18 protein-coding genes are annotated in these 22291 nt (G+C 59.5%); 11 read left to right on the forward strand and 7 right to left on the reverse strand.

Translation table 11 applies throughout. From position 1 onward, the window contains the following. From cyoB to hmpA, 4 genes are all read right to left on the reverse strand, one after another. Positions 1-2031, reverse strand: a complete 2031-nt coding sequence (cyoB, locus tag ACYZT6_RS21915; protein WP_462028606.1) for a cytochrome o ubiquinol oxidase subunit I — start codon at positions 2029-2031, stop codon at positions 1-3. A gap of 3 nt (positions 2032-2034) precedes the next feature. Further along, the gene (gene cyoA, locus ACYZT6_RS21920) at positions 2035-2979 is read right to left on the reverse strand and encodes a ubiquinol oxidase subunit II (protein ID WP_462028607.1); all 945 of its coding nucleotides are present in this window, start codon (positions 2977-2979) and stop codon (positions 2035-2037) included. A gap of 813 nt (positions 2980-3792) precedes the next feature. Beyond that, positions 3793-4302 carry a disulfide bond formation protein B gene (locus ACYZT6_RS21925; protein WP_462028608.1) on the reverse strand — a complete coding sequence of 170 codons (510 nt, stop codon included), beginning with the start codon at positions 4300-4302 and terminating at the stop codon, positions 3793-3795. Positions 4303-4577: 275 nt separating this feature from the next. Beyond that, complete coding sequence (hmpA, locus tag ACYZT6_RS21930) at positions 4578-5759, reverse strand: NO-inducible flavohemoprotein (protein ID WP_462028609.1); 1182 nt, start codon at positions 5757-5759, stop codon at positions 4578-4580. Positions 5760-5915: 156 nt separating this feature from the next. On the opposite strand from hmpA, the gene norR reads away from it, so the two are divergent. The 5 genes from norR (at position 5916) to ACYZT6_RS21955 (ending at position 10464) form a co-directional block, all read left to right on the forward strand. After that, positions 5916-7469 carry a nitric oxide reductase transcriptional regulator NorR gene (gene norR / locus ACYZT6_RS21935; protein ID WP_462028610.1) on the forward strand — a complete coding sequence of 518 codons (1554 nt, stop codon included), beginning with the start codon at positions 5916-5918 and terminating at the stop codon, positions 7467-7469. Positions 7470-7762: 293 nt separating this feature from the next. After that, positions 7763-8665, forward strand: a complete 903-nt coding sequence (locus tag ACYZT6_RS21940) for a chemotaxis protein CheW (RefSeq protein WP_461955629.1) — start codon at positions 7763-7765, stop codon at positions 8663-8665. A gap of 27 nt (positions 8666-8692) precedes the next feature. Then, positions 8693-9151, forward strand: coding sequence for a GNAT family N-acetyltransferase (locus tag ACYZT6_RS21945; protein WP_462028611.1), 459 nt, complete (start codon positions 8693-8695; stop codon positions 9149-9151). 153 nt (positions 9152-9304) lie between these two features. Further along, complete coding sequence (locus ACYZT6_RS21950) at positions 9305-9631, forward strand: hypothetical protein (protein WP_462028612.1); 327 nt, start codon at positions 9305-9307, stop codon at positions 9629-9631. Positions 9632-9714: 83 nt separating this feature from the next. Further along, entirely contained in the window at positions 9715-10464 is a 750-nt protein-coding gene (locus ACYZT6_RS21955) for a YkgJ family cysteine cluster protein (protein ID WP_462028613.1), read from the forward strand. Positions 10465-10518: 54 nt separating this feature from the next. Here ACYZT6_RS21955 and ACYZT6_RS21960 read toward each other — a convergent pair whose 3' ends face one another. The 3 genes from ACYZT6_RS21960 to ACYZT6_RS21970 form a co-directional block, all read right to left on the reverse strand. Next, on the reverse strand, positions 10519-11658 hold the full coding sequence (locus ACYZT6_RS21960) for a transporter substrate-binding domain-containing protein (protein ID WP_462028614.1): 1140 nt from the start codon (positions 11656-11658) through the stop codon (positions 10519-10521). Positions 11659-11799: 141 nt separating this feature from the next. After that, entirely contained in the window at positions 11800-12057 is a 258-nt protein-coding gene (locus tag ACYZT6_RS21965; protein WP_462028615.1) for a hypothetical protein, read from the reverse strand. A gap of 233 nt (positions 12058-12290) precedes the next feature. Next, positions 12291-12662, reverse strand: coding sequence for a DUF6124 family protein (locus tag ACYZT6_RS21970; protein ID WP_462028616.1), 372 nt, complete (start codon positions 12660-12662; stop codon positions 12291-12293). Positions 12663-13890: 1228 nt separating this feature from the next. Between ACYZT6_RS21970 and ACYZT6_RS21975 the strand changes: the two genes are divergently transcribed. From ACYZT6_RS21975 to ACYZT6_RS22000, 6 genes are all read left to right on the forward strand, one after another. Further along, positions 13891-15051: an efflux RND transporter periplasmic adaptor subunit gene (locus tag ACYZT6_RS21975; protein ID WP_462028617.1), complete on the forward strand. Its 1161-nt coding sequence runs from the start codon at positions 13891-13893 to the stop codon at positions 15049-15051. Further along, the gene (locus ACYZT6_RS21980) at positions 15048-18149 is read left to right on the forward strand and encodes a multidrug efflux RND transporter permease subunit (RefSeq protein WP_462028618.1); all 3102 of its coding nucleotides are present in this window, start codon (positions 15048-15050) and stop codon (positions 18147-18149) included. Before ACYZT6_RS21975 ends, ACYZT6_RS21980 begins: the two co-directional genes overlap by 4 nt. A gap of 9 nt (positions 18150-18158) precedes the next feature. Next, on the forward strand, positions 18159-18836 hold the full coding sequence (locus ACYZT6_RS21985) for a heavy metal response regulator transcription factor (RefSeq protein ID WP_077044915.1): 678 nt from the start codon (positions 18159-18161) through the stop codon (positions 18834-18836). Continuing rightward, positions 18826-20190 (forward strand): heavy metal sensor histidine kinase, encoded by a 1365-nt coding sequence (locus ACYZT6_RS21990; protein WP_462028619.1) that lies wholly within the window; start codon positions 18826-18828, stop codon positions 20188-20190. Before ACYZT6_RS21985 ends, ACYZT6_RS21990 begins: the two co-directional genes overlap by 11 nt. Positions 20191-20486: 296 nt before the next feature. Beyond that, positions 20487-20711 (forward strand): hypothetical protein, encoded by a 225-nt coding sequence (locus ACYZT6_RS21995; protein ID WP_462028620.1) that lies wholly within the window; start codon positions 20487-20489, stop codon positions 20709-20711. Between the two features lie 195 nt (positions 20712-20906). Beyond that, the gene (locus tag ACYZT6_RS22000) at positions 20907-22226 is read left to right on the forward strand and encodes an OprD family porin (protein ID WP_462028621.1); all 1320 of its coding nucleotides are present in this window, start codon (positions 20907-20909) and stop codon (positions 22224-22226) included. The last annotated feature ends 65 nt before the right edge of the window (positions 22227-22291 follow it).

Here is a 22291-nt window from a genome sequence, read left to right on the forward strand (position 1 = left end):
TTAAGCCTGTTCCAACGAGGTTTCAACACGGGTGGCGGTGGCTGGAACTTTCCCGGCCGCTACCAGACGCTTGTGCTGCTCGGCTTCGATGCGTTCGATTGTCTCGACCGGCACCATGTAGCCTTGGTCATCACGTGCAGCGTGGATCACGAAGTAGACCACGGTGCCAACCAGGCCAACGATGGCCAGCCACCAGATGTGCCAGATCATCGCGAAACCGAACACGGTCAACAGAGCGCCCATGACCACACCGGTCGCGGTGTTGTTTGGCATGTGGATCGGCTCGTAACGGGCAGGTGCCTGGTACGCGGTGCCGTTTTCCTTGGCTTCGGTGAACGGGTCGATGGTTTCGGCTTTTGGCAGCACAGCGAAGTTGTAGAACGGTGGTGGCGACGAGGTCGACCATTCCAGCGTGTGGGCATTCCACGGGTCGCCGTGTTCGCACATGTTTTCTGGCTTGTTGCGATCACGCACGCTCACGTAGAGCTGGATCAGCTGGCAAGCGATACCCACAGCGATCATCACCGCACCGAACATGGCCACGTACAGGTAAGGCACCCACTCAGGGTTGGTGGTGGCGTTCAGACGACGGGTCATGCCCATGAAGCCCAGTGCATAGAGCGGCATGAACGCGACGAAGAAGCCCGAGATCCAGAACCAGAACGCTGCCTTGCCCCAACCTTCGTGCAGCTTGAAGCCGAACGCTTTCGGGAAGTAGAAGGCAAAGCCTGCGATGTAACCGAATACCGCGCCGCCGATGATCACGTTGTGGAAGTGAGCGATCACGAACAGGCTGTTGTGCAGAACGAAGTCAGCACCCGGGATGGCCAGCAATACGCCGGTCATGCCGCCGATGGCGAAGGTCACCATGAAGCCCAGGGTCCACAGAACCTGGCTGGTGAAACGCAGACGGCCCTGGTAAATGGTGAACAGCCAGTTGAATAGCTTCACCCCCGTCGGAATCGAAATCAGCATCGTCGCCAGACCGAAGAAGGCGTTGACGCTGGCACCCGAACCCATGGTGAAGAAGTGGTGCAGCCAGACCATGAAGCCCAGGATCGAGATCGCCCCCGATGCGTAGACCATCGAGTGGTGGCCGAATAGACGCTTGCCAGTGAAGGTCGAGATGACTTCGGAGAAGATCCCGAATGCCGGCAGAATCAGGATGTACACCTCGGGGTGACCCCAGGCCCAGAACAGGTTGACGTACATCATCGGATTGCCACCAAGTTCATTGGTGAAAATGTGGAAATCCATGTAACGGTCAAGCGTCAGCAGTGCCAGGGTAGCGGTCAGGATCGGGAACGAAGCCACGATCAGGACGTTGGCCCAGGTGCAGGTCCAGGTGAAGATCGGCATGTCCATCAGCTTCATGCCCGGGGTACGCATTTTCAGCACGGTGGCCAGGAAGTTGACCCCCGTCAGCGTCGTACCCAACCCGGATAGCTGTAGCGCCCAAATGTAGTAATCCATCCCCACGCCCGGACTGTATTGCAGGCCCGACAGCGGCGGATAGGCAACCCAACCGGTCTTGGCGAATTCGCCGACGCCCAGGGACAGGTTGATCAGCACCACGCCCGATACCAGCAGCCAGAAGCTCAAGGAGTTCAGGAACGGATAGGCAACGTCACGCGCGCCGATCTGCAGCGGCACTGCAAGGTTCATCAGGCCGGTGAAGAATGGCATCGCCATGAAGATGATCATGATCACGCCGTGGGCGGTGAAGATCTGGTCATAGTGTTCAGGCGGCAGGTAGCCAGGCGAACCCTCGGTGGCCATGGCCAACTGGGTACGCATCATGATGGCGTCGGCAAAACCACGCAGCAGCATGACCATGGCGACGATGATGTACATCACGCCGATTTTCTTGTGGTCGACCGAGGTCAGCCACTCGGTCCACAGGTAGGTCCACTTCTTGAAATAAGTGATTGCAGCGAACAGCGCCAGACCACCGAGCGCGATCATGGCGATGGTTATCATCACGATCGGTTCGTGGAACGGGACCGCTTCCCAACTTAATTTACCAAACATCGTTTACTCCTCTGCCCCGGCAGCTGAATGCGCGTTCATGTCCATTCCTTGCGTAGCGGCCACTTCTTTCTCTTTCTTCTCGTGCTTGACCTTCGGACCCGCTTTCATGCCTTCGTACTTGTCGACGATGATCTGGAACAGGTTCGGAGTGACCGAGGAGTAGAGCTCGACTGGGTTGTTCTGGCTCGGCTTGGAAAGGGCTGCGTATTCAGCTTCTTCAAGCTGTTTAGGTGCCTTTTTGACTTCACTTACCCAGGCGTCGAAATCTTCCTGGGAAGTTGCGATAGCCTTGAATTTCATGCCAGTGAAACCAGCGCCGCTGTAGTTGGCGGAGATACCGTCCATTTCAGCGTTCTGGTTGGCGATCAGGTGCAGTTTGGTCTGCATGCCGGCCATCGCGTAGATCTGGCCACCCAAGGCCGGGATGAAGAACGAGTTCATCACGGAGTCCGAAGTCACCTTGAAGTTGATCGGCGTGTGCGCCGGGAACACGATCTTGTTGACGGTGGCGATGCCTTGCTCCGGATAGATGAACATCCACTTCCAGTCCAGCGCGACCACTTCAATGGTGATCGGCTTGACGTCGGATTCCAGCGGCTTGTAAGGATCCAGCGCATGGGTCGACTTGTAGGTGATGTAACCCAGGGCAATGATGATCAGTACCGGGATCGTCCACACTGCGATTTCGATCTTGGTGGAGTGCGACCACTTCGGTGTGTAGACGGCATCCTGGTTGGACGCGCGGTATTTCCAGGCGAACAGGAAGGTCATGACGATGACCGGTACCACGACCAGAAGCATCAGCAGCGTTGCGGTGATGATCAGGTTTCGCTCGTCCAGGCCAACCTGGCCCTTGGGATCGAGCAAGGTCATGTTGCAGCCTGACAGCAACAACGTGCCGAGCAGCGGCAATAAGCCTAGTAGCCTGGGGTACCTGTTTTTACTCATCTCACGACCTCTAAAGCAGCTTGCGCAATGCAGTTGGGTTTTGATCGCCAACACTTCACCCTGCCAAGGGTTGGCATTTTCTTGGATTGAATAAGGGCTGCCCGTCGCGCGTCAGACGCTGTTCGACAAATCCTGGGCTAGCGGTAAGTTCTTATTCGAATTCGTGGTCAAAGGCCTTGTTACAGACCAATTCCATTTGGTGCGGATAGTTGGAAGGCTCCGACACCGGGGAGTCGCACGAAGCGTTCAAGCTCCTCGACGCCCTGTTTCCTGCTCAAGGTGAGCAGTGCCGGAATTCAGTGCGGGCGATTGTAGATATGTAACGATTCATAAACCATGTCTCATCCCGAAATAATTTTTATCCATTCCAGCAACAATCATTAACGGGTTTTGCAAAAGTTCGGCATCTTATCGAAATTCATTCTCAACAAAAACACCAAAATTTGTAGGTCTACAGCGCGCAGTTCAGACAGCTATCAATGCTCACGCAGACACTTCGGCGATGCCCTAGCCCCTATCAGACAAGGGCTCTGGCGATTCGCCAGCCCCTGTTAAAACTGCCTGCTTGCGCTCGATAGCCTTTGAATCGGTGGACGCCTAAATAGACCAATTTCGTTGCCTGGCTATGCACCGATCAAGCGACTTGAAATGCCTTGCGACAGCCTCGCTGTGACAACATGTCGCACATGTGTCGCACCCTTCGCTGCCGCACATCACGAACTTTTTACGCCGGCCCTGAAATGCAAAACGCCCCGGTCCTCTTGATGAGGACCGGGGCGTTTCAGGTTTGACTCAACGGTACGGCGAATAGCCTCAACGCAGCGCTTTGCGGTTACGCGAAGTGAGCAGCGGCACCAGCACCACGATCAGCACGAACGCCACCAGCGCCCACTGCGCCAGTGACAAACCGAGGATCGGCGGGTACGGCGTGGAGCAGAAGCCGTCGACCTGGAAGCCCAGCGGGAAGATCTTCGCCAGCGGCAGGCCGTCGACTATCGGTTGCAGCACATCAATCCCACAGCTGACCGCCGGGTAGAACTGGGTGTAGACGTGATGCCCGGCTACCGCGACGCCGGCCAGTGCGCAAATGACCACCAGGGTTTCCAGCACCGTGATGCTGCGACGGCTGCGCATCGCCGCGCCAATGAAGGCAAACAGCGCAATCAGCAACAGCGCATAACGTTGCAGGATGCACAGCGGGCACGGTGCCTCGCCCAGCACAATTTGCATGTACAACGCGCCACCGATCAGCGCCAGGCAGATGATGCCCAGCAACACCAGATAGCGCCGTTCACGTCCCAACCGCATCGTTTCCTCGCTCATCGCGTTTCCCTTGTAAAGATCGATTGCCCGGAAGTCTACACGCAGGCTCCAACCTTTGAGAGCCCGGCGCGCTTCGGTGGTGATCGGGGAATAGACGATAAACCGGTTAAGAACGGATTAACTTTCGAAGGATTTTTACGAAGGAAGACCGTGGTGCGGCCAATCGCGAGCAGGCTCGCTCCCACATTCGACCGCATTCCTTTGAGAGAACTCGGTCAAGTGTGGGAGCGAGCCTGCTCGCGATGAAGGCGACTTGGTCTCCCGAGCCGCACAGCTTATTCCAGTGCCGAAGCCGGCCCGAAGAACTCGTAACGGCTCTGCTTCTCCGGCACACCCAAGGCTTTCAGGTGACGCTTGATCGCCGCCATAAACCCTTTCGGCCCCAGGAAGTAAGCGTCCAGATCGCGCTGCTCCGGCAGCCACTCGCCCAGTTGCTCGCGGCTCAACAACCCGACCTTGTGCGCTGCCGGGCTCATGCCGTCATCTTCTGCGTAGCAATAGAAGCGTTTGAGTTGCGGATGACGTTCGGCCAAACCATCGATCCAGTCGCGGAAGGCGTGAACGCTGCCGTTGCGCGCGCAGTGGATAAAGTGCACCGGCCGCTCGGTCGCCAACGCCGCTTCCAGCATCGCCAGGGTCGGGGTGATGCCCACGCCGCCGCTGATCAGCACCAGCGGTTTGTCGCTGGCGGTCAGGGTGAACTCGCCCGACGGCGGGAACAGCTGAATGCTTGAACCGACATGCAGCTGATCGTGCAAGTGGTTAGAAGCGCGGCCACCGGTTTCACGCTTGACGCTGATGCGGTACTGGCCCTTGTTGGGCAAAGCCGACAACGAGTAGTTGCGGCGAATCTCTTCGCCGTCGAGGATCAGTTTCATGCCGATGTACTGGCCCGGTTCAGCGGCCAGAATCGCGCCTTTGTCAGCAGGTTCGAAGTAGAACGAGGTGATTTCCGCGCTTTCCTCGACCTTGGCCGCGACGATGAATTCCCGCGCCCCGCGCCAGCCGCCGGGCGCCTGTTCCTTTTGATCGTAGATGCTGGTTTCGGCGCCAATCAGGATCTCGGCCAACTGACCGTAGGCCGCGCCCCAGGCGCTCATCACTTCAGGGGTGGCGATTTCGTCGCCCAGTACTTCGGAGATGGCGCGCAGCAGGCACGTGCCGACAATCGGGTAATGTTCCGGAAGAATTTGCAGAGCCACGTGTTTGTTGATGATCTTGGCCACTAGGTCGCCCAACTGGTCGAGCTGATCGATGTGGCGCGCGTACATCAAAACGCCATTGGCCAGGGCGCGTGGCTGATCACCGCTGGCCTGGTGTGCCTGGTTGAACAGCGGGCGGACTTCCGGGTATTCGGAGAGCATCATGCGGTAGAAGTGAGTGATCAGCGCTTCGCCACCGCTTTCCAGCAGCGGCACGGTGGATTTGACGATGGCACGGTCTTGAACGCTAAGCATAAAGTGACTCCTGGGCTACTTGGGTTACTAACTGATTGCCCTATGCTTATCACTTTCCATGCCAATAATTTAAACTTTTAAAATCAACAGCTTATAAACAGAGTAGTCATATCGACACAGACTGACATATAGTCATACCGACTACACGGAGTCACTATGACTGCAAAATCATTGCTCACCGCCCTACTGCCGCTGGTCTCCGACCTGTCCCGCGAACTCCCCGAAGGCGAGCGCTATCGACGCCTGCTCGAAGCCATGCGCGCCCTGCTCCCTTGCGATGCCGCCGCCCTCCTGCGCCTTGACGGCGAATGGCTGGTGCCGCTGGCCGTCGACGGGTTGAGCACCGACACCCTGGGCCGACGCTTCAAAGTCAGCGAACACCCGCGCTTCGAAGCCTTGCTCAGCAGTCCCGGCCCGACGCGGTTCGCCGCCGACAGCGACTTGCCGGACCCTTACGACGGACTGGTGGATGGTCTTGACGATCACCTGGAAGTCCACGACTGCATGGGCTGCCCGTTGTTTATCGACGAGCGTCCATGGGGTCTGCTGACCCTCGACGCCCTCGACCCAGAGCAATTTGAACCCATCGAACTGGACGCCCTGGAAGCCTTCGCCAGCCTCGCGGCAGCCACCGTCAACGCCGCCGAGCGCATCGAACGCCTGGCCAATCGCGCCGAAGACGAGCATCAACGCGCCGAGGTCTACCGTCAGGCCAGCGGCCAGCAGAACCGCGAGATGATCGGCCAGAGCAAGGCGCATAAACGCTTGGTGGAAGAGATCAGTCTGGTGGGCGGCAGCGACCTGACCGTGCTGATCACCGGCGAAACCGGGGTCGGCAAGGAACTGGTGGCACAGGCGATTCACGCGGCCTCACCTCGGGCGGATAAACCGATCATCAGCCTCAACTGCGCGGCCCTGCCGGACACGCTGGTGGAAAGCGAATTGTTTGGCCACGTGCGCGGCGCGTTTACTGGCGCCATGAACGATCGGCGCGGCAAGTTCGAACTGGCCAATGGCGGCACACTGTTTCTCGATGAAGTCGGTGAGTTGTCGCTGACCGTGCAAGCCAAGTTGTTGCGGGTGCTGCAAAGCGGTCAGTTGCAGCGCTTGGGCTCGGATAAAGAGCATCAGGTGGACGTGCGCCTGATCGCAGCGACCAACCGTGACCTGGCCGAAGAAGTGCGCAGCGGCCGCTACCGCGCCGACTTCTATCATCGCCTGAGTGTTTACCCGCTGTTGGTGCCGGCTCTGCGTGATCGCGGGCGGGACGTGTTGCTGCTCAGCGGTTACTTCCTGGAACAGAACCGCTCGCGGATGGGCCTTAACAGCCTGCGATTGAACAGCGACGCACAGGCGGCATTGCTGGCGTATGGTTGGCCGGGGAATGTGCGGGAGCTGGAGCATTTGATTGGTCGCAGCGCGTTGAAGGCGCTGGGTAATTGCAAGGAACGGCCGAAGATTCTCAGTTTGAGTGCGGCGGATCTGGACTTGCCCACTGGCAGCGTTGAAATCGCCGCCACCGAGCAACCGGCTGCCAGCCCCGTCGCGTTGGTCGCGGGAGATTTGCGCGAGGCCACCGAAAATTATCAGCGACAATTGATCAGCGCTTGCCTGGAACGGCATCACGACAACTGGGCGAGCGCGGCACGCGAGTTAGGCCTGGACCGGGCGAATCTTGGGCGGATGGCCAAGCGATTAGGGATGAAATAGCGCAATCATTAAGGCTTGCACAATCCCTGTGGCGAGGGGGTTTACCCCCGTTCGGCCGCGAAGCGGTCGTAAAACTGACGATGTGGTTCTATCGGAAAAAAGCGAGGAGCGCTTCGCACTCCAACGGGGGTAAACCCCCTCGCCACAGGTTGTGTGTTTTGCCACAAAATTCCGTATTGGACCAATGGACGGGGAATGTCCCTAAAGCCTGCCCCCAACAAGTCGATAACCCGGCATCGATAGCTTTTGGCGACTTTTTACTCGCCCATCACCTTTTTCCACAGAAGGTTTTTATGTCCACCACAAAAGCCCGCGCAGACTCACTTTCGCTTCTGCTGTTTACCTTGCGCAGCGGCAAGCTGATGGCAATCAACCTGCTGAAAGTCAGCGAAATCATCCCCTGCCCGCCGCTAACCAAGCTGCCGGAGTCGCACCCCCACGTCAAAGGCATCGCCACCCTGCGCGGTGCCTCGCTGTCGGTGATCGACCTCAGCCGCGCCATTGGCGAGCGGCCGTTGGAAGACCCGAACGGTGGCTGCCTGATCGTCACCGACGTCAGCCGCTCCAAGCAGGGCCTGCACGTTCAGGCCGTGAGCAAGATCGTCCACTGCCTGACCACCGACATCCGCCCGCCGCCCTTCGGCTCCGGCGGCGTGCGCTCGTACATCACCGGCGTGACCTCGGTCGACGGCACCCTGGTGCAAGTGCTGGACATCGAAAAGGTCATCCACGGCATCGCCCCGGCGCAGATCGAAACGGCCCCAACCGAACTGAGCATGGAAGACGCCGAAGTGCTGGGCAACGCGCGGATTCTGGTGGTCGACGACAGCCAGGTCGCGCTGCAGCAATCGGTGCACACCCTGCGCAACCTCGGCCTGCAATGCCACACCGCCCGCAGCGCCAAAGAAGCCATCGACTGTCTGCTGGACCTGCAAGGCACGGCGCAGCAGATCAACCTGATCGTCTCGGACATCGAAATGTCGGAGATGGACGGCTATGCCTTCACCCGCACCCTGCGCGAGACGCCAGACTTCTCGCACCTTTATGTGCTGCTGCACACGTCTCTGGACAGTGCGATGAACAGCGAGAAAGCGCGCCTGGCCGGGGCCAACGCGGTGCTGACCAAGTTCTCCTCACCGGAACTGACCCGATGCCTGATCGAGGCGGCCAAAGCCGTCGCCGAACAAGGTCACTGAGTCTTGGCCGAGGCATTTTGCTTTTTGATGCGGCGTAACCTCGCGGAGGTTGTGCCTGCGATCACTTGGCCTCAGGGAATAGACCTCGTCCAATACCGCCCCGAGCTGGCTGAAGCTGTTCATCGTTTGATGGAACTGGGTTATCGGGAAGGTGGTGGTCGTGTGCCGGCACTGGATGTCTGGCAACAGCGGTTCGAGACCGATCCTGAATACGATCCGAGCCTGTGTTTTATTGCGCTGGATGCCGAAGGTATCGTGGGTGTATGCCAGTGCTGGACCAGCGCGTACATCAAGAACCTGGTGGTGCATTCTCGGGCTCAGGGCCTTGGGTTGGGTCGTGCGTTGCTGCTGCATGCGTTCGAAGTGTTTCGGGAACGCCGGGAAGGTTTTGTAGATTTGAAGGTATTGGAAGACAACCTTCGGGCGCAGCGGTTGTATGAAAGTGCCGGGATGTATGTGGTCCGCAGGGAGCCTGTTCCAGCCTGATATACCGCCTTCGCGGGCAAGCCTCGCTCCTACAGGTCATGCGCGGTCCCTGTAGGAGCGAGGCTTGCCCGCGAAGAGGCCGACACATTCAATACAAAACCATCAGGCATACTCCACCCCTCGGCCAACTCAATGCCCAAGGATGCCTGAACCATGAAAGCCGCAACCCTGACCCTCCTCTGCCTCACCGCCCTCGCCACCCAGGCCCACGCCTCCAGCCCCGACGCCTGGGCCGCCTACGACAAAGCCGTGCTCGCCAGCTGCACCAAAGCCAGCGGCCTGAAAAACGCTAAACCCGTCGGCACCGCTGCGCAGTTCGACGACCGAGTCGGCTACACCGCGCTCCTGCTGCAAGGCCAATACCCGCAAAAACACATGAAAGGCCAGCAAGGCACCGAGTTGTGTCTCTACAACAAAAAGACCAAAACCGCCTACGTGACCGAATGGGACTCCATCCGCCCCACCGCCAAAGCTCAGTGACTGGCGCATAACTTGCTTCGAAACGCGCCTTTGCGGTGTCTTTCTGGCGCCGTTTCATGCCCTCGGAAGCGACCGATCGCTCAATGAATACGACATTTTCCTGCGTAGGTTGCGGCAAATGCTGCAACGACCACCACGTGCCACTGACCCTGGCCGAAGCCCGCATGTGGGCGGCTGATGGCGGTCAGGTGATCGTGCTGGTGGAAGGTTTTCTGGGCAACGGCCTGGGCCTGCCCGTGCAGCAACGGGACCACGCCGAACGTCGATCAGTGGTGGTTCGAAGCGGCACGTCCGAGGCGTACGTGGCGATCACCTTTGCCGCCTACAACGTCGGTCCCTGCCGGAATCTTGACGAAGACAACCTCTGCCGCATCTACGAACGCCGCCCGCTGGTATGCCGCATCTACCCGATGGAAATCAATCCGCACATTGCACTGAACACTGCGGTGAAGGAATGCCCGCCCGAGTCGTGGGAACAGGGACCGGACTTGATCATCGGTGGTGAGCTGGTGGATCAGGAACTGGCAGGATTGATCCAGCGCTCACGTCAGGCGGATCGCGATGACATTCAGGCCAAGGATGCGATTTGCGGGCTTCTGGGAATTCGGACTACAGCGTTGAAGGGGGATGGGTTTACGGCTTACCTGCCGGATATGAATGCGTTTGCCATGGTTATCGATCAACTTGCAGGACAACCGCTGACGGGCACCGACAGTGATTGGCAGTTTCATGTATCAGGCGACGATATCGCCGGGCAAGTGCAGGCGGCTGGGGCGCAAGTGGCGACTGAAGCGCCGGTGAACTATGCGTTTATTTCGTTGCGGGCGGCTTGAAATGCCGTGCTGCCACTGCGCAATCGCATCGCGCAGTGGCTCGCTCTTAAACGGTTAGTTGGCCGCCATTACCAGACATTCCACCTCGACCTTCGCGTCAGCGACCAGCTTGCCGGCAAATGTCGTGCGAGCGGGTAAGCGGTCCGCCGGGAAATAACTGCGATATACGGCATTCATGGCAGCGAAATCCTTGATATCGGCAAGGATAACCGTGCATTTCGCCACCTGAGTCAGCGACAAACCCTGACGCTGCACTGCGGTGTTCAAATTCTCCATGGCCTGTTCCGTCTGCGCCCGGATGCCGCCCTTCACCAACTCACCATCCGCCCCCAGACCGATCACGCCGGAGAAGTAAACGGTATTGCCGAGCTGTACCGCATCGGAAAATGCCAGGCCTTCGTTATTAGGAAAGTAGCGTGGCAAGGCCGGTGCAGCCGGTGGCAGGTAACGTTGGGTAATCGCCTGGTACTGACCATTTTGCTTAAGACGCCCAAGCGCTGCGTTCAGGTTATCGCGCAGTGCAGTGTCGCTTTTGCGTACAGCCATGGCGACTCCATTGCCCAGCATCGGATCGTCAAGGGCGGGACCGGCAAAATCGAACGCCTGTCCTTGCGGCAGGTTCAATAGCGACTGGGTGATTTCGATGGAATCTTGCAAGGTGGCATCGATCTCACCTGCCAGCAGGCTGGCAATCAATTGATCGTTGAATTGAAAACTGCGCACCGTTACGCCCGCTGCCGCCCAACGGGTCTTGGCGAATGCTTCACGGCTGGTGCCAGCCAGGACGCCGACACGCTTGCCCTTGAGCGATTGCACATCCGGTTGCAACGTTGCACCTTTACGCGCCACCAGGCGGTTGCTCAACGGGTAGAGATTATCGGTGAAATCGACCCGCTCGCGACGCGCCGGCGTAGCTGTCATCGGCATGATCACGTCGAAACGCCTGGCTTCAAGGGCCTGAAGGTTGGTGGCGTAATCCTGATCGACCCAGACACATCGGGAATTGAGTTCTGCACACAGTGCGTTGCCCAACTCGATGTTCAATCCGACCAGCTCACCTTTGTCGTTACGACTTTCGAACGGGGGAACCAGGGCTTCGACCCCGAAACGGATCTGTGGATCGACTACAGAAGATGCGCAGCCGGTTACCAGCGCCATCAGTGACAGCAGAGATAGGGGTTTGAGCAGAGACATCGGGTGGCCTTCATCAAGGATTCATGGGCATGAATTCTTGATGAATGGCTACCGAACTTCCCAGAGGACAAATCGCTCATCCTTGTGGGAACCGTCTCAATGACTGAAGGAACAATTACCGAGCGACAAGCCGTCCGACGATCAACGTTTGCCCATCGAACGACGAGTACCAGGAGGCGCAGCCCCTGGCGTCTTGGTATGGCCATTCTTCGCGCCATTCTTGTACCAAGGCTGGCTGGCGTTCTTCGCGGCGGCCAAATCACCCGGCTTGAACGGGAACTTGAACACCGGGATCGCGGCTTTGGCTTCGCTGTCTGCGCTGGAGTCGACGCTGTCTGGCAGGTCTGCCTGGTCGTCGCTCAAAGCGTCGGCAACCGGCGGTTGTGTCGGGGAAGTCATGAAAGCTCCGGGTGATGCAAAAGAGTCGGGCCCGGTCAGCGAGCCGCGAAAGGCGGCAGTATACCTGTGTCCAGAGCCGCAAGCTTCACGCCGCAAGCGAGTCCGTCGGGTTTTGTGTTGACTGACACACAGCAATCGCGAGCAGGCTCGCTCCTACAAGGACACCGCTGTACCTGTGGGAGCGAGGCTTGCCCGCGAAGAACGATAACGCGGTCAACCTGACCGAACGCTACCTACGCCGGAAGCTCAACCCTATCCAACACCCGATTCACCGCCAACTCCGCCAGCATGATGACCTGCTGAATCGCCAACACCGTATGGCGCTGCGGCCCCACCAGATTCGCCGCATAATCACTGCTCATCACACTCGCCGACGCCAAAGACTCACAGGCATGGGCCAATAGGCTTTCTGAATCAATATCGGGAACCACCATAAACATGGTGCTGGGGCAGCGGGGTTTTGCGGCGTATTGCTCGGGTGGATCGAGGTAGTAATCGAGAGCGCGTTTTATGGCTTCGCGGTCTTTGATGAGCGTTTCGGTCGGAGTGACCTCGTCGCTGGAAGTGGTGGTGTCGATGGGTGGATCGGGGATTAATTTATCCATGCAAATTTCCTTTTGATGTTGGAGCCATCAATTTCCGATCTCACTCGGAGCAGAGGTGGCAGCTATGTGCGGTGTGAGATTACCGGCAAAAGGAACCCGGCCAGACCGAAGTCTGCCCGCACACAGCCGCCATAAAAAACTTGCGGCAGCGGATAAGCTGGCGGCAATTATGGGGGGCCTTGCGCTGGTTTCCAATTGTTCAGCCGGAATCTCACTCCCGGTCGCTGAGTTTTCAGCGACAGCCAGAGGTTAGAGAACACGCTTCCTACCCGGCAACCTGAAAAATACGTGGGAAAACGCTGTGTTTTTTACACATCTTTCAACACAAAAATGGAACGCGGAGCGTCCCGGGCGGCATTCCCACGCGGAGCGTAGAGATTGGTCGGCTGTCAGGCCGCCATCGCTGGCAGGCCAGCTCCCACAGGGTTTGGTGCGTATCTGCAAGAGATTGGTCGGCTGTCAGGCCGCCATCGCTGGCAGGCCAGCTCCCACAGGGTTTGGTGCGTATCTGCAAGAGATTGGTCGGCTGTCAGGCCGCCATCGCTGGCAGGTCAGCTCCCACAGGGTTTGGTGCGTATCTGCAAGAGATTGGTCGGCTGCCAGGCCGCCATCGCTGGCAGGTCAGCTCCCACAGGGTTTGGTGCGTATCTGCAAGAGATTGGTCGGCTGCCAGGCCGCCATCGCTGGCAGGCCAGCTCCCACAATAGATCGGTGTACACGCTTCGCTCTTCACCACTCAACAGGCCGAGCGTTAGCTCGCCTGCTTTTGATTTTGATCTGCCCGCCCCTTTCGGGAGGCTGAGTGGAGGTGTTCATCCGGGGAGTGGCGCGCAGCGCCGTTCGACGCAGTCGAACACGCTGCATGTAGGTGCAGCGAAGCCAACCGGAGGGCAGTGTCCCCGGATGGATACCGGAGCGAAGGTACGCCGAGCCTTAGCGAGGGGCCGGACGCTTGGGGCGAGACTTTTTGGTTCCTTTTGTGGCGTTTGACAAAAGGGACTCGCCGTAAGGGCGAAACCATAAGCGGCCGTTACCGCAGAAATGGATATGTACACCTCAAAGAGATTGGTCGGCTGTCAGGCCGCCAAGGTCAAAAACATCACAGACTAAAGCCCCAAACTGTCAGCGCCGTCAGTTAGCAGTCACCTTCCTGACCAGCGAACAGGTTTATAAAGGAAGGTACAAACCTGACCCCACTCCCGACCACCCAGCCCGGCACCCCACTCGCATGCGAATTCAGAAAAAAACCGCCCTCATCGCAGGTCTGCTGATCGCCTTGGCAGCGCTGGGCATTTGGTACCTCACCAAACCCGCCACCGCCAAACTCGCCGCGCCCACCGCAATCCCGGTCCGAGTCGTCAGCGTCACCGAAAAAGACGTCCCCCGCTACGTCAGCGGCATCGGCTCAGTCCTGTCCCTGCACAGCGTGGTCGTTCGCCCACAAATCGACGGCATCCTCACCAAAATCCTGGTCAAAGAAGGCCAACTGGTAAACAAAGGCGACCTGCTCGCCACCATCGACGACCGCTCGATCCGCGCCAGCCTCGACCAGACCCGGGCACAACTCGGCGAAAGCCAGGCGCAACTGCAAGTCGCCCTGGTCAACCTCAAGCGCTACAAACTGCTAAGCGTCGACGACGGCGTCTCCAAACAGACCTACGACCAGCAACAAGCCCTGGTCAACCAACTCAAGGCCACCGCCCAAGGCAATCAAGCGTCAATCGACGCCGCCCAAGTGCAGCTTTCCTACACACAGATTCGCTCTCCGGTCACCGGTCGTGTCGGTATTCGCACGGTGGACGAAGGCAATTTCCTGCGCATGACCGACACCGTAGGTTTGTTCACGGTGACGCAGATCGACCCGATCGCCGTGGAGTTCTCCCTGCCGCAGCAAATGCTGCCCACCCTGCAAGGCCTGATCGGCGACCCACAACGCGCACAAGTGAAGGCCTACATCGGCGCCGACACCGACGGTGAAACCGGCAACCTGCTGGGCGAAGGGCACCTGACCTTGATCGACAACCAGATCAACGCCAACACCGGGACCATCCGCGCCAAGGCTGAATTCAATAATGCCGGGCAGAAACTCTGGCCGGGGCTGCTGGTGACGGTAAAAATTCAGACAGCGTTGGATAAAGATGCGCTGGTGGTCCCGCCCACCGTCGTACAGCGCGGCCTCGACCAACACTTCGTGTACCGGGTCAACGGCGACAAGGTCGAAACCGTCACCGTACAAATGGTCTACCAGGGCAGCGGCCAGGACATCATCAAAGGCGTCAAACCGGGCGACGTGCTGGTCAGTGACGGCCAATCGCGGCTCAAACCCGGCTCGACCGTGCAGGTGCTGACCGAGCCGCCGCAAGTGGTGCAATCGGAGTCGAAGCCATGAAGGGCCATGGTTCTGTCTCTGCCTGGTGCATCGATCATCCGGTGGCGACGATCCTGCTGACCTTTGCCCTGGTATTGCTCGGCGTCATCGCCTTCCCGCGCCTGCCGATTGCGCCGCTGCCGGAAGCCGAATTCCCGACCATCCAGGTCGCCGCGCAATTGCCCGGCGCCAGCCCCGAGACCATGGCGTCGTCGGTGGCCACACCGCTTGAAGTGCAATTCAGCGCCATCCCCGGCGTGACCCAGATGACCTCGAGCAGCGCCCTCGGCTCGACCAACCTGACCCTGCAATTCACCCTCGACAAAAGCATCGACACCGCGGCCCAGGAAGTTCAGGCCGCGATCAACACCGCTGCCGGCAAACTGCCCAAAGACATGCCGACCCTGCCGACATGGCGCAAGGTCAACCCGGCCGACAGCCCGGTGCTGATCCTCAGCGTCAACTCGACGCAAATGCCCGGTACCGAACTCAGCGATCTGGTGGAAACCCTGCTCTCGCGTCAGATCAGTCAGATCGACGGCGTAGGCCAAATCAACATCACCGGTCAGCAACGTCCGGCGATCCGCGTTCAAGCCTCCGCTGACAAACTGGCAGCCATCGGCCTGACCTTGGCGGACATTCGTCTGGCGATCCAGAACACCAGCCTCAACCTGGCCAAAGGTGCGTTGTACGGTGAGTCGAGCATCTCGACACTGTCGACTAACGACCAGCTATTCCACCCCGAGGAATACAGCCAACTCATCGTTTCTTACAAGGACGGTGCGCCGGTTCACCTCAAGGACGTCGCCAAAGTCGTCAACGGCTCGGAAGATGCCTACGTGCAAGCCTGGGCCGGTGATAAACCGGGGGTGAACCTGGTGATTTCCCGGCAACCGGGCGCCAACATCGTTGAAACCGTGGACCGCATCCAGGCCGCCCTGCCCGGCCTCGAAGCCATGCTGCCGGCTTCGGTGCAGGTCAAGGTGCTGGTCGACCGCACCCAGACCATCCGCGCCTCGCTGCATGAAGTGGAAGTCACCCTGCTGATCGCGATCATGCTGGTGGTGGCGGTGATGGCGCTGTTCCTGCGCCAGTGGTCGGCGACCCTGATCGTGTCCGCCGTGTTGGGTGTTTCGCTGATCGCCAGTTTCGCCTTGATGTACATCATGGGCTTCAGCCTGAACAACCTGACGCTGGTGGCGATCGTGGTGGCCGTGGGGTTTGTGGTCGACGATGCGATTGTGGTGGTGGAGAACATTCACCGTCACCTCGAGGCCGGCGACGGCATGCGCGAGGCGGCGATCAAGGGCGCCGGCGAGATTGGTTTCACCGTGGTCTCGATCAGTTTCTCGCTGGTGGCGGCGTTCATCCCGCTGCTGTTCATGGGCGGTGTGGTCGGGCGGCTGTTCAAGGAATTCGCCCTGACCGCCACCTCGACGATCATGATTTCAGTGGTGGTGTCGCTGACATTAGCGCCGACCCTGGCCGCGCTGTTCATGCGCGCGCCGGTGCACCACGCCCACAGCAAACCCACATTCGGCGAACGCTTGCTGACCGGCTATGAAAAACTGCTGCGCCGCGCCCTCGCCCACCAGAAATTGATGATCGGTGTGTTCTGCCTGTCGCTGGGCCTGGCGATTGCCGGTTACATCTTTATCCCCAAGGGTTTCTTCCCGGTGCAGGACACCGGTTTTGTCCTCGGCACCACCGAAGCCGCCGCCGATATTTCCTACGGCGACATGGTGAAAAAACACCTGGCGATGGCCGAAATCGTCGCGGCGGATCCGGCAGTCGCGGCGCTTTCCCACTCAGTGGGCGTCTCGGGCAGTAACCAGACCATCGCCAACGGCCGATTCTGGATTTCCCTGAAAAAACGCGGAGACCGCGACGTCTCGGCCAGCCAGTTCATCGACCGGATCCGTCCGCAACTGATGAAAGTTCCGGGCATCGTCCTCTACCTGCGCGCCGGCCAGGACATCAACCTCAGCTCTGGCCCGAGCCGCGCGCAGTACCAATACGTGCTCAAGAGCAACGACGGCGCGACCCTCAGTACCTGGACCCAGCGCCTGACGGAAAAACTGCGCGCCAACCCGGCGTTCCGCGACATTTCCAACGACCTGCAACTGGGCGGCAGCATCACCCACATCAGTATCGACCGCAGCGCCGCGGCGCGTTTCGGCCTGACCGCCAGTGATGTCGATGAAGCGCTGTACGACGCGTTTGGCCAGCGGCAGATCAATGAATTCCAGACCCAGATCAACCAGTACAACGTGATTCTGGAACTGGACACCAAGCAACGCGGCAAGGCCGAAAGCCTCAATTATTTCTACCTGCGCTCACCGCTGAGCGGGGAAATGGTGCCGCTGTCGGCGCTGGCCAAGTTCGATGCGCCGACGGTCGGGCCGCTCTCCATCGCCCATGACGGCATGTTCCCGGCCGCCAACTTGTCGTTCAACCTGGCGCCCGGTGTGGCGTTGGGCGATGCGGTGATCATGCTCAACCAGGCCAAGGTCGATATCGGCATGCCGGCGGCCATGAGCGGCAACTTCCAAGGCGCGGCGCAAGCATTCCAGAGCTCGCTGGCCAGCCAGCCGTGGCTGATTCTGGCGGCGCTGGTGGCGGTGTACATCATTCTCGGCGTGCTCTACGAGAGCTTCGTGCATCCGCTGACCATCATCTCGACCCTGCCGTCGGCTGGGCTCGGGGCGGTGATCATGCTGTGGATTTGCGGCCAGGACTTTTCGATCATGGCGTTGATCGGGTTGGTGTTGCTGATCGGGATCGTGAAGAAGAACGGCATCCTGATGATCGATTTCGCCCTCGAAGCCCAACGCAAGGGCGGCCTGCCGCCGGAAGAGGCGATTTACCAGGCCTGTATCACGCGATTCCGGCCGATCATCATGACCACCCTCGCCGCCCTGCTCGGCGCGCTGCCGCTGATGCTCGGTTACGGCACCGGCGCCGAACTGCGCCAGCCACTGGGGATCGCGGTGGTCGGCGGCTTGCTGGTGAGCCAGGCGCTGACGCTGTTCACCACTCCGGTCATATACTTGTGGCTGGAGCGGCTTTTCCATAAGCCCAAACCCGCACCGATGCCGGCGCTGGCAACCACAGACTGAGGCGGGGTCATGCGCGTTCTGATTATCGAAGACGAAGAAAAAACCGCGGACTATCTGCACCGCGGCCTGACGGAACAGGGTTACACCGTGGACCTGGCGCGCGACGGCGTCGAAGGCCTGCACATGGCGCTGGAAAGCGACTACGCGGTGATCGTCCTCGACGTCATGCTGCCGGGCCTCGACGGCTTCGGCGTACTGCGCGCATTGCGTGCGCGCAAGCAAACCCCGGTGATCATGCTCACCGCCCGCGAGCGCGTCGAAGACCGCATCAAAGGCCTGCGCGATGGTGCCGACGATTACCTTGGCAAACCGTTTTCGTTCCTCGAACTGGTGGCGCGCCTGCAAGCGTTGACCCGGCGCAGTGGCGGTCATGAACCGGTGCAAGTCAGCATCGCCGACCTGTGGATAGATTTGATCAGCCGCAAGGCCACCCGCGCCGGCACCCGGCTCGACCTGACCGCCAAGGAGTTCTCGCTGCTCAGCGTGCTGGCCCGTCGGCAAGGTGAAATCCTTTCGAAAACCGCCATCGCCGAAATGGTCTGGGACATTAATTTCGACAGCGACGCCAACGTCGTCGAAGTCGCGATCAAACGCCTGCGGGCCAAGCTCGACGGGCCTTTCGACGAAAAACTGCTGCACACGATTCGCGGCATGGGTTATGTGCTGGAGAGCCGCGGTGTCCAGTAACTCGATTGCCCTGCGCCTCAGTGGAATGTTCACGCTGGTGGCGCTGCTGGTGTTTCTGTTGATCGGCTGGGCCTTGTACCAGCAGGTCGATAAAGGTTTGGGTTTGCTGCCGGAAGCAGAGCTGGACGCGCGTTACAGCGTGCTCGAATCCACGGTCGGGCGTTACGGCACGCCCGAGCATTGGGTGAAGATCAACAACAAACTCAAGCTGCTGGGCGAAGAAGACAAGCGCATCAGTTTCTGGATCATCAGCGGCGATCCGCACTACGAATACGGCAACCTGACGCCGCAGATCCGCGCCTTTGCCGAAGGGCCGCTGGGGATGCGCGACATGATGTTGCCGGACCAGCCTTATCCGCTGAAAGTGCTGGTCAGCCAGTTCCCGGCCAAGGACCAGCGACCGCCGCTGCGCTTCATGATCGGCATCGACACCGAGACGTTTTTGCAGACGCAGCATCATTTACTGATCGCGCTGATCAGCCTGGCGGTTGTCGGTGTGCTGCTGGCTTCGGCGCTGGGTTATTGGGTGGCGCGGATCGGGCTCAAGCCCTTGATCAAGTTGTCTCAAGAGGCCCAGCGACTGGCGCCGCCGTTGCGTTCCGGGCGCTTGCGCCTGTCGCCGTTGCCGCCGGAGCTCAATCAGTTCGTCAATTCGTTCAACTCGACCCTGGAACGGGTCGAGCAGGCCTATTCGCGCCTTGAGTCGTTCAACGCCGACGTCGCCCACGAACTGCGCTCGCCCCTGACCAACCTGATCGGCCAGACCCAGGTCGCGCTGACCCGCGGACGCTCGGCGGAACATTATTTTGAAGTGTTGCAGTCGAACCTCGAAGAGCTGGAACGGCTGCGTTCGATCATCAATGACATGCTGTTTCTTGCCAGTGCGGACCAGGGCAGCAAGGCGACCAAACTGACCTCCACCTCACTGGCCGATGAAGTGGCCACGACCCTGGAATATCTGGATTTCATTCTTGAAGACGCGCAGGTTCAGGTACAGGTCAGTGGTGATGCGCAGGTTCGGATCGAGATCGCTCATCTGCGCCGGGCGTTGATCAATTTGCTGAGTAACGCGGTGCAGCACACCGAGCCCGGGCAGGTGATCGAGGTGCGGATCGAGGTTGAGGAGCATCAGGTGAGCATCGGGGTGGCGAACCCTGGATCGCCGATTGCCAGCGAGCATTTGTCGCGGTTGTTCGAGCGGTTTTATCGGGTGGATGCGTCGCGCAGCAACAGCGGGAACAACCATGGGCTGGGGTTGGCGATCGTCAAGGCGATTGCGTTGATGCATGGCGGGGATGTGTTTGTGCGCAGCGACCATGGCATGAATACCTTCGGTATCCATCTCCCCGTTTAACCCTGCACCGGTCCCTGTAGCAGCTGCCGAGCAGCGCGAGGCTGCGTTCGGCGACGAAGTCGTCGTAAAATCAGGCGATGCGGTCTGTCAGGTAGACCGCGTATTCAGGGTTTACGACGACTTCGTCGCCGAACGCAGCCTCGCGCTGCTCGGCAGCTGCTACATGTCCGCCGTCGACCTGGCTACTGTTGCTTTTAGCGCAACAGTCCTTTCATGAATCCGCTCTTTTTCCCCTCTCCAATCCCCCTTATCTTTGCCGCACCAAACAGCACTTGCCAAGCAAGAAGGTTTTAAAAATGTCCAACACTATGGGTATTGCCAGCGCTTTCGTTTTGTCCTCTTTGTTCCTGTCCCCGTTCGCCATGGCTGAAGAATCGCCGGCCTTCGTCGCGCAAAATACGGCGCGCGCCGCAGCGTATGAAGAGCATCAGAGCGAAATGACCGCCAAGGCCCAGGACGCTGCGCAAATCCCTCAAGCGTCCACGTCTACGACCCAGCCACGGGTTGAGAAAGACAGCTGATCCCGCGTATCCGCTCCGTTTCCCTCGACACTTTTCATCGGCTCTTCCCTTCGAAAAGTTGTCTTCAAGGCCGCTGCTATCAGCGGCTTTTTTTCGTTGTGTTTTAAACGCCGTCCGGCTCGTCTTCCCTGACAAGAAACATTTTGCACTTCAGGACTATGAAGTGCTTAGTTGACCCAAGGAGCTTTACCGCAAGTGCGTTTCCCTCTCCGCTTCACCCCGTTGTTCATTGCAATCGCCGCAACGATGCCCCCCGCCGCCCACGCCGACGACGAATCCAGCCACGAAGGTTTTGTGCAAGGTTCAAGCCTCAACCTTAATGCCCGCAACTACTACATGAACCGTAACCGTCTGCAGCAGACGGACGACAACATCGAATGGGGCCAGGGTTTCCTGGGCATCTTTGAATCGGGTTTCACCCAAGGCACCGTCGGGTTCGGCGTTGATGCCCACGCCATGCTCGGGCTCAAGCTCGATGGCGGTGGCGGCACGGACGGCTCAAGCATCCTGCCGATCAGCGATGGCAACGGCAAAGCGCCAGGGTCGTTCTCGACGGCGGGCGGCACGTTGAAAATGCGCGCCTTTGATACCGAGTTGAAGGCCGGCGACCTGTTCCTCGCCAACCCGGTGATTGCGGGCGGCGAGACTCGCATGCTTCCGCAGACCTTTCGTGGCGTCAGCCTGACCAACCACAGCTTCGACGGTTTCCTGATCGAAGGCGGCCAGGCGAGTTTCACCAAGCCGTACAACCAGAGCGGTCACACCCGCATCGGCACCTCCTACGGCAGCCTGGCAGACGGTGACGACAGTCAGCACCTGAACTGGGCCGGCGTGGCCTGGAGCGGTCTGCCGGGGCTGACCAGCAGCCTCTATGCTTCCGAACTCAAGGACATCTGGAACCAGTACTACTACGACCTGGATTACACCTACGCGCTGAACGACCTGGTCAGCCTCAACCCGGGCCTGCACTTCTATCACACGCAAGACACCGGCGATGCACTGCTGGGCAACATCGACAACAACACCTACAGCCTGCATTTCACCGTCGGCGTGGGCAATCACAGCGTTACCGCGGCGTATCAGCGGGTCAACGGCAACACGCCGTTCGACTACATCAGCCAGGGCGACAGCGTCTTTCTCGACAACTCCCAGCAGTATTCGGACTTCAACGGCCCGAACGAGCGCTCGTGGAAACTCAAGTACGCCTACGACTTTGCTGGCCTCGGCCTGCCCGGCCTGACCTCGGCGCTGTCGTACTCCCGGGGCAAGCTGGACCTGACCAAAGTCGATCCGGACAGCCGCGGTTACGCCTCGTGGTACAGCGCCGACGGCAAACACGCCAGGCACTGGGAACGTGACATCGATCTCAAGTACGTGGTCCAGGGCGGCAAGGCCAAGGATCTGGCGGTTCGCTTGCAATGGGCCACCAACCGTGGCGGCAATGGCTACGGCGCGCGGGACCAAGACACCGATGAATACCGGGTGATCGTCGACTACCCGCTCAATGTCTTCTAAGCTTGAATAAACATAAGGCCAGCACGTTTTGCTGGCCTTTTGTTTATCAGGGACTTATACAGGCG

Source organism: Pseudomonas sp. RT6P73 (assembly GCF_054897715.1).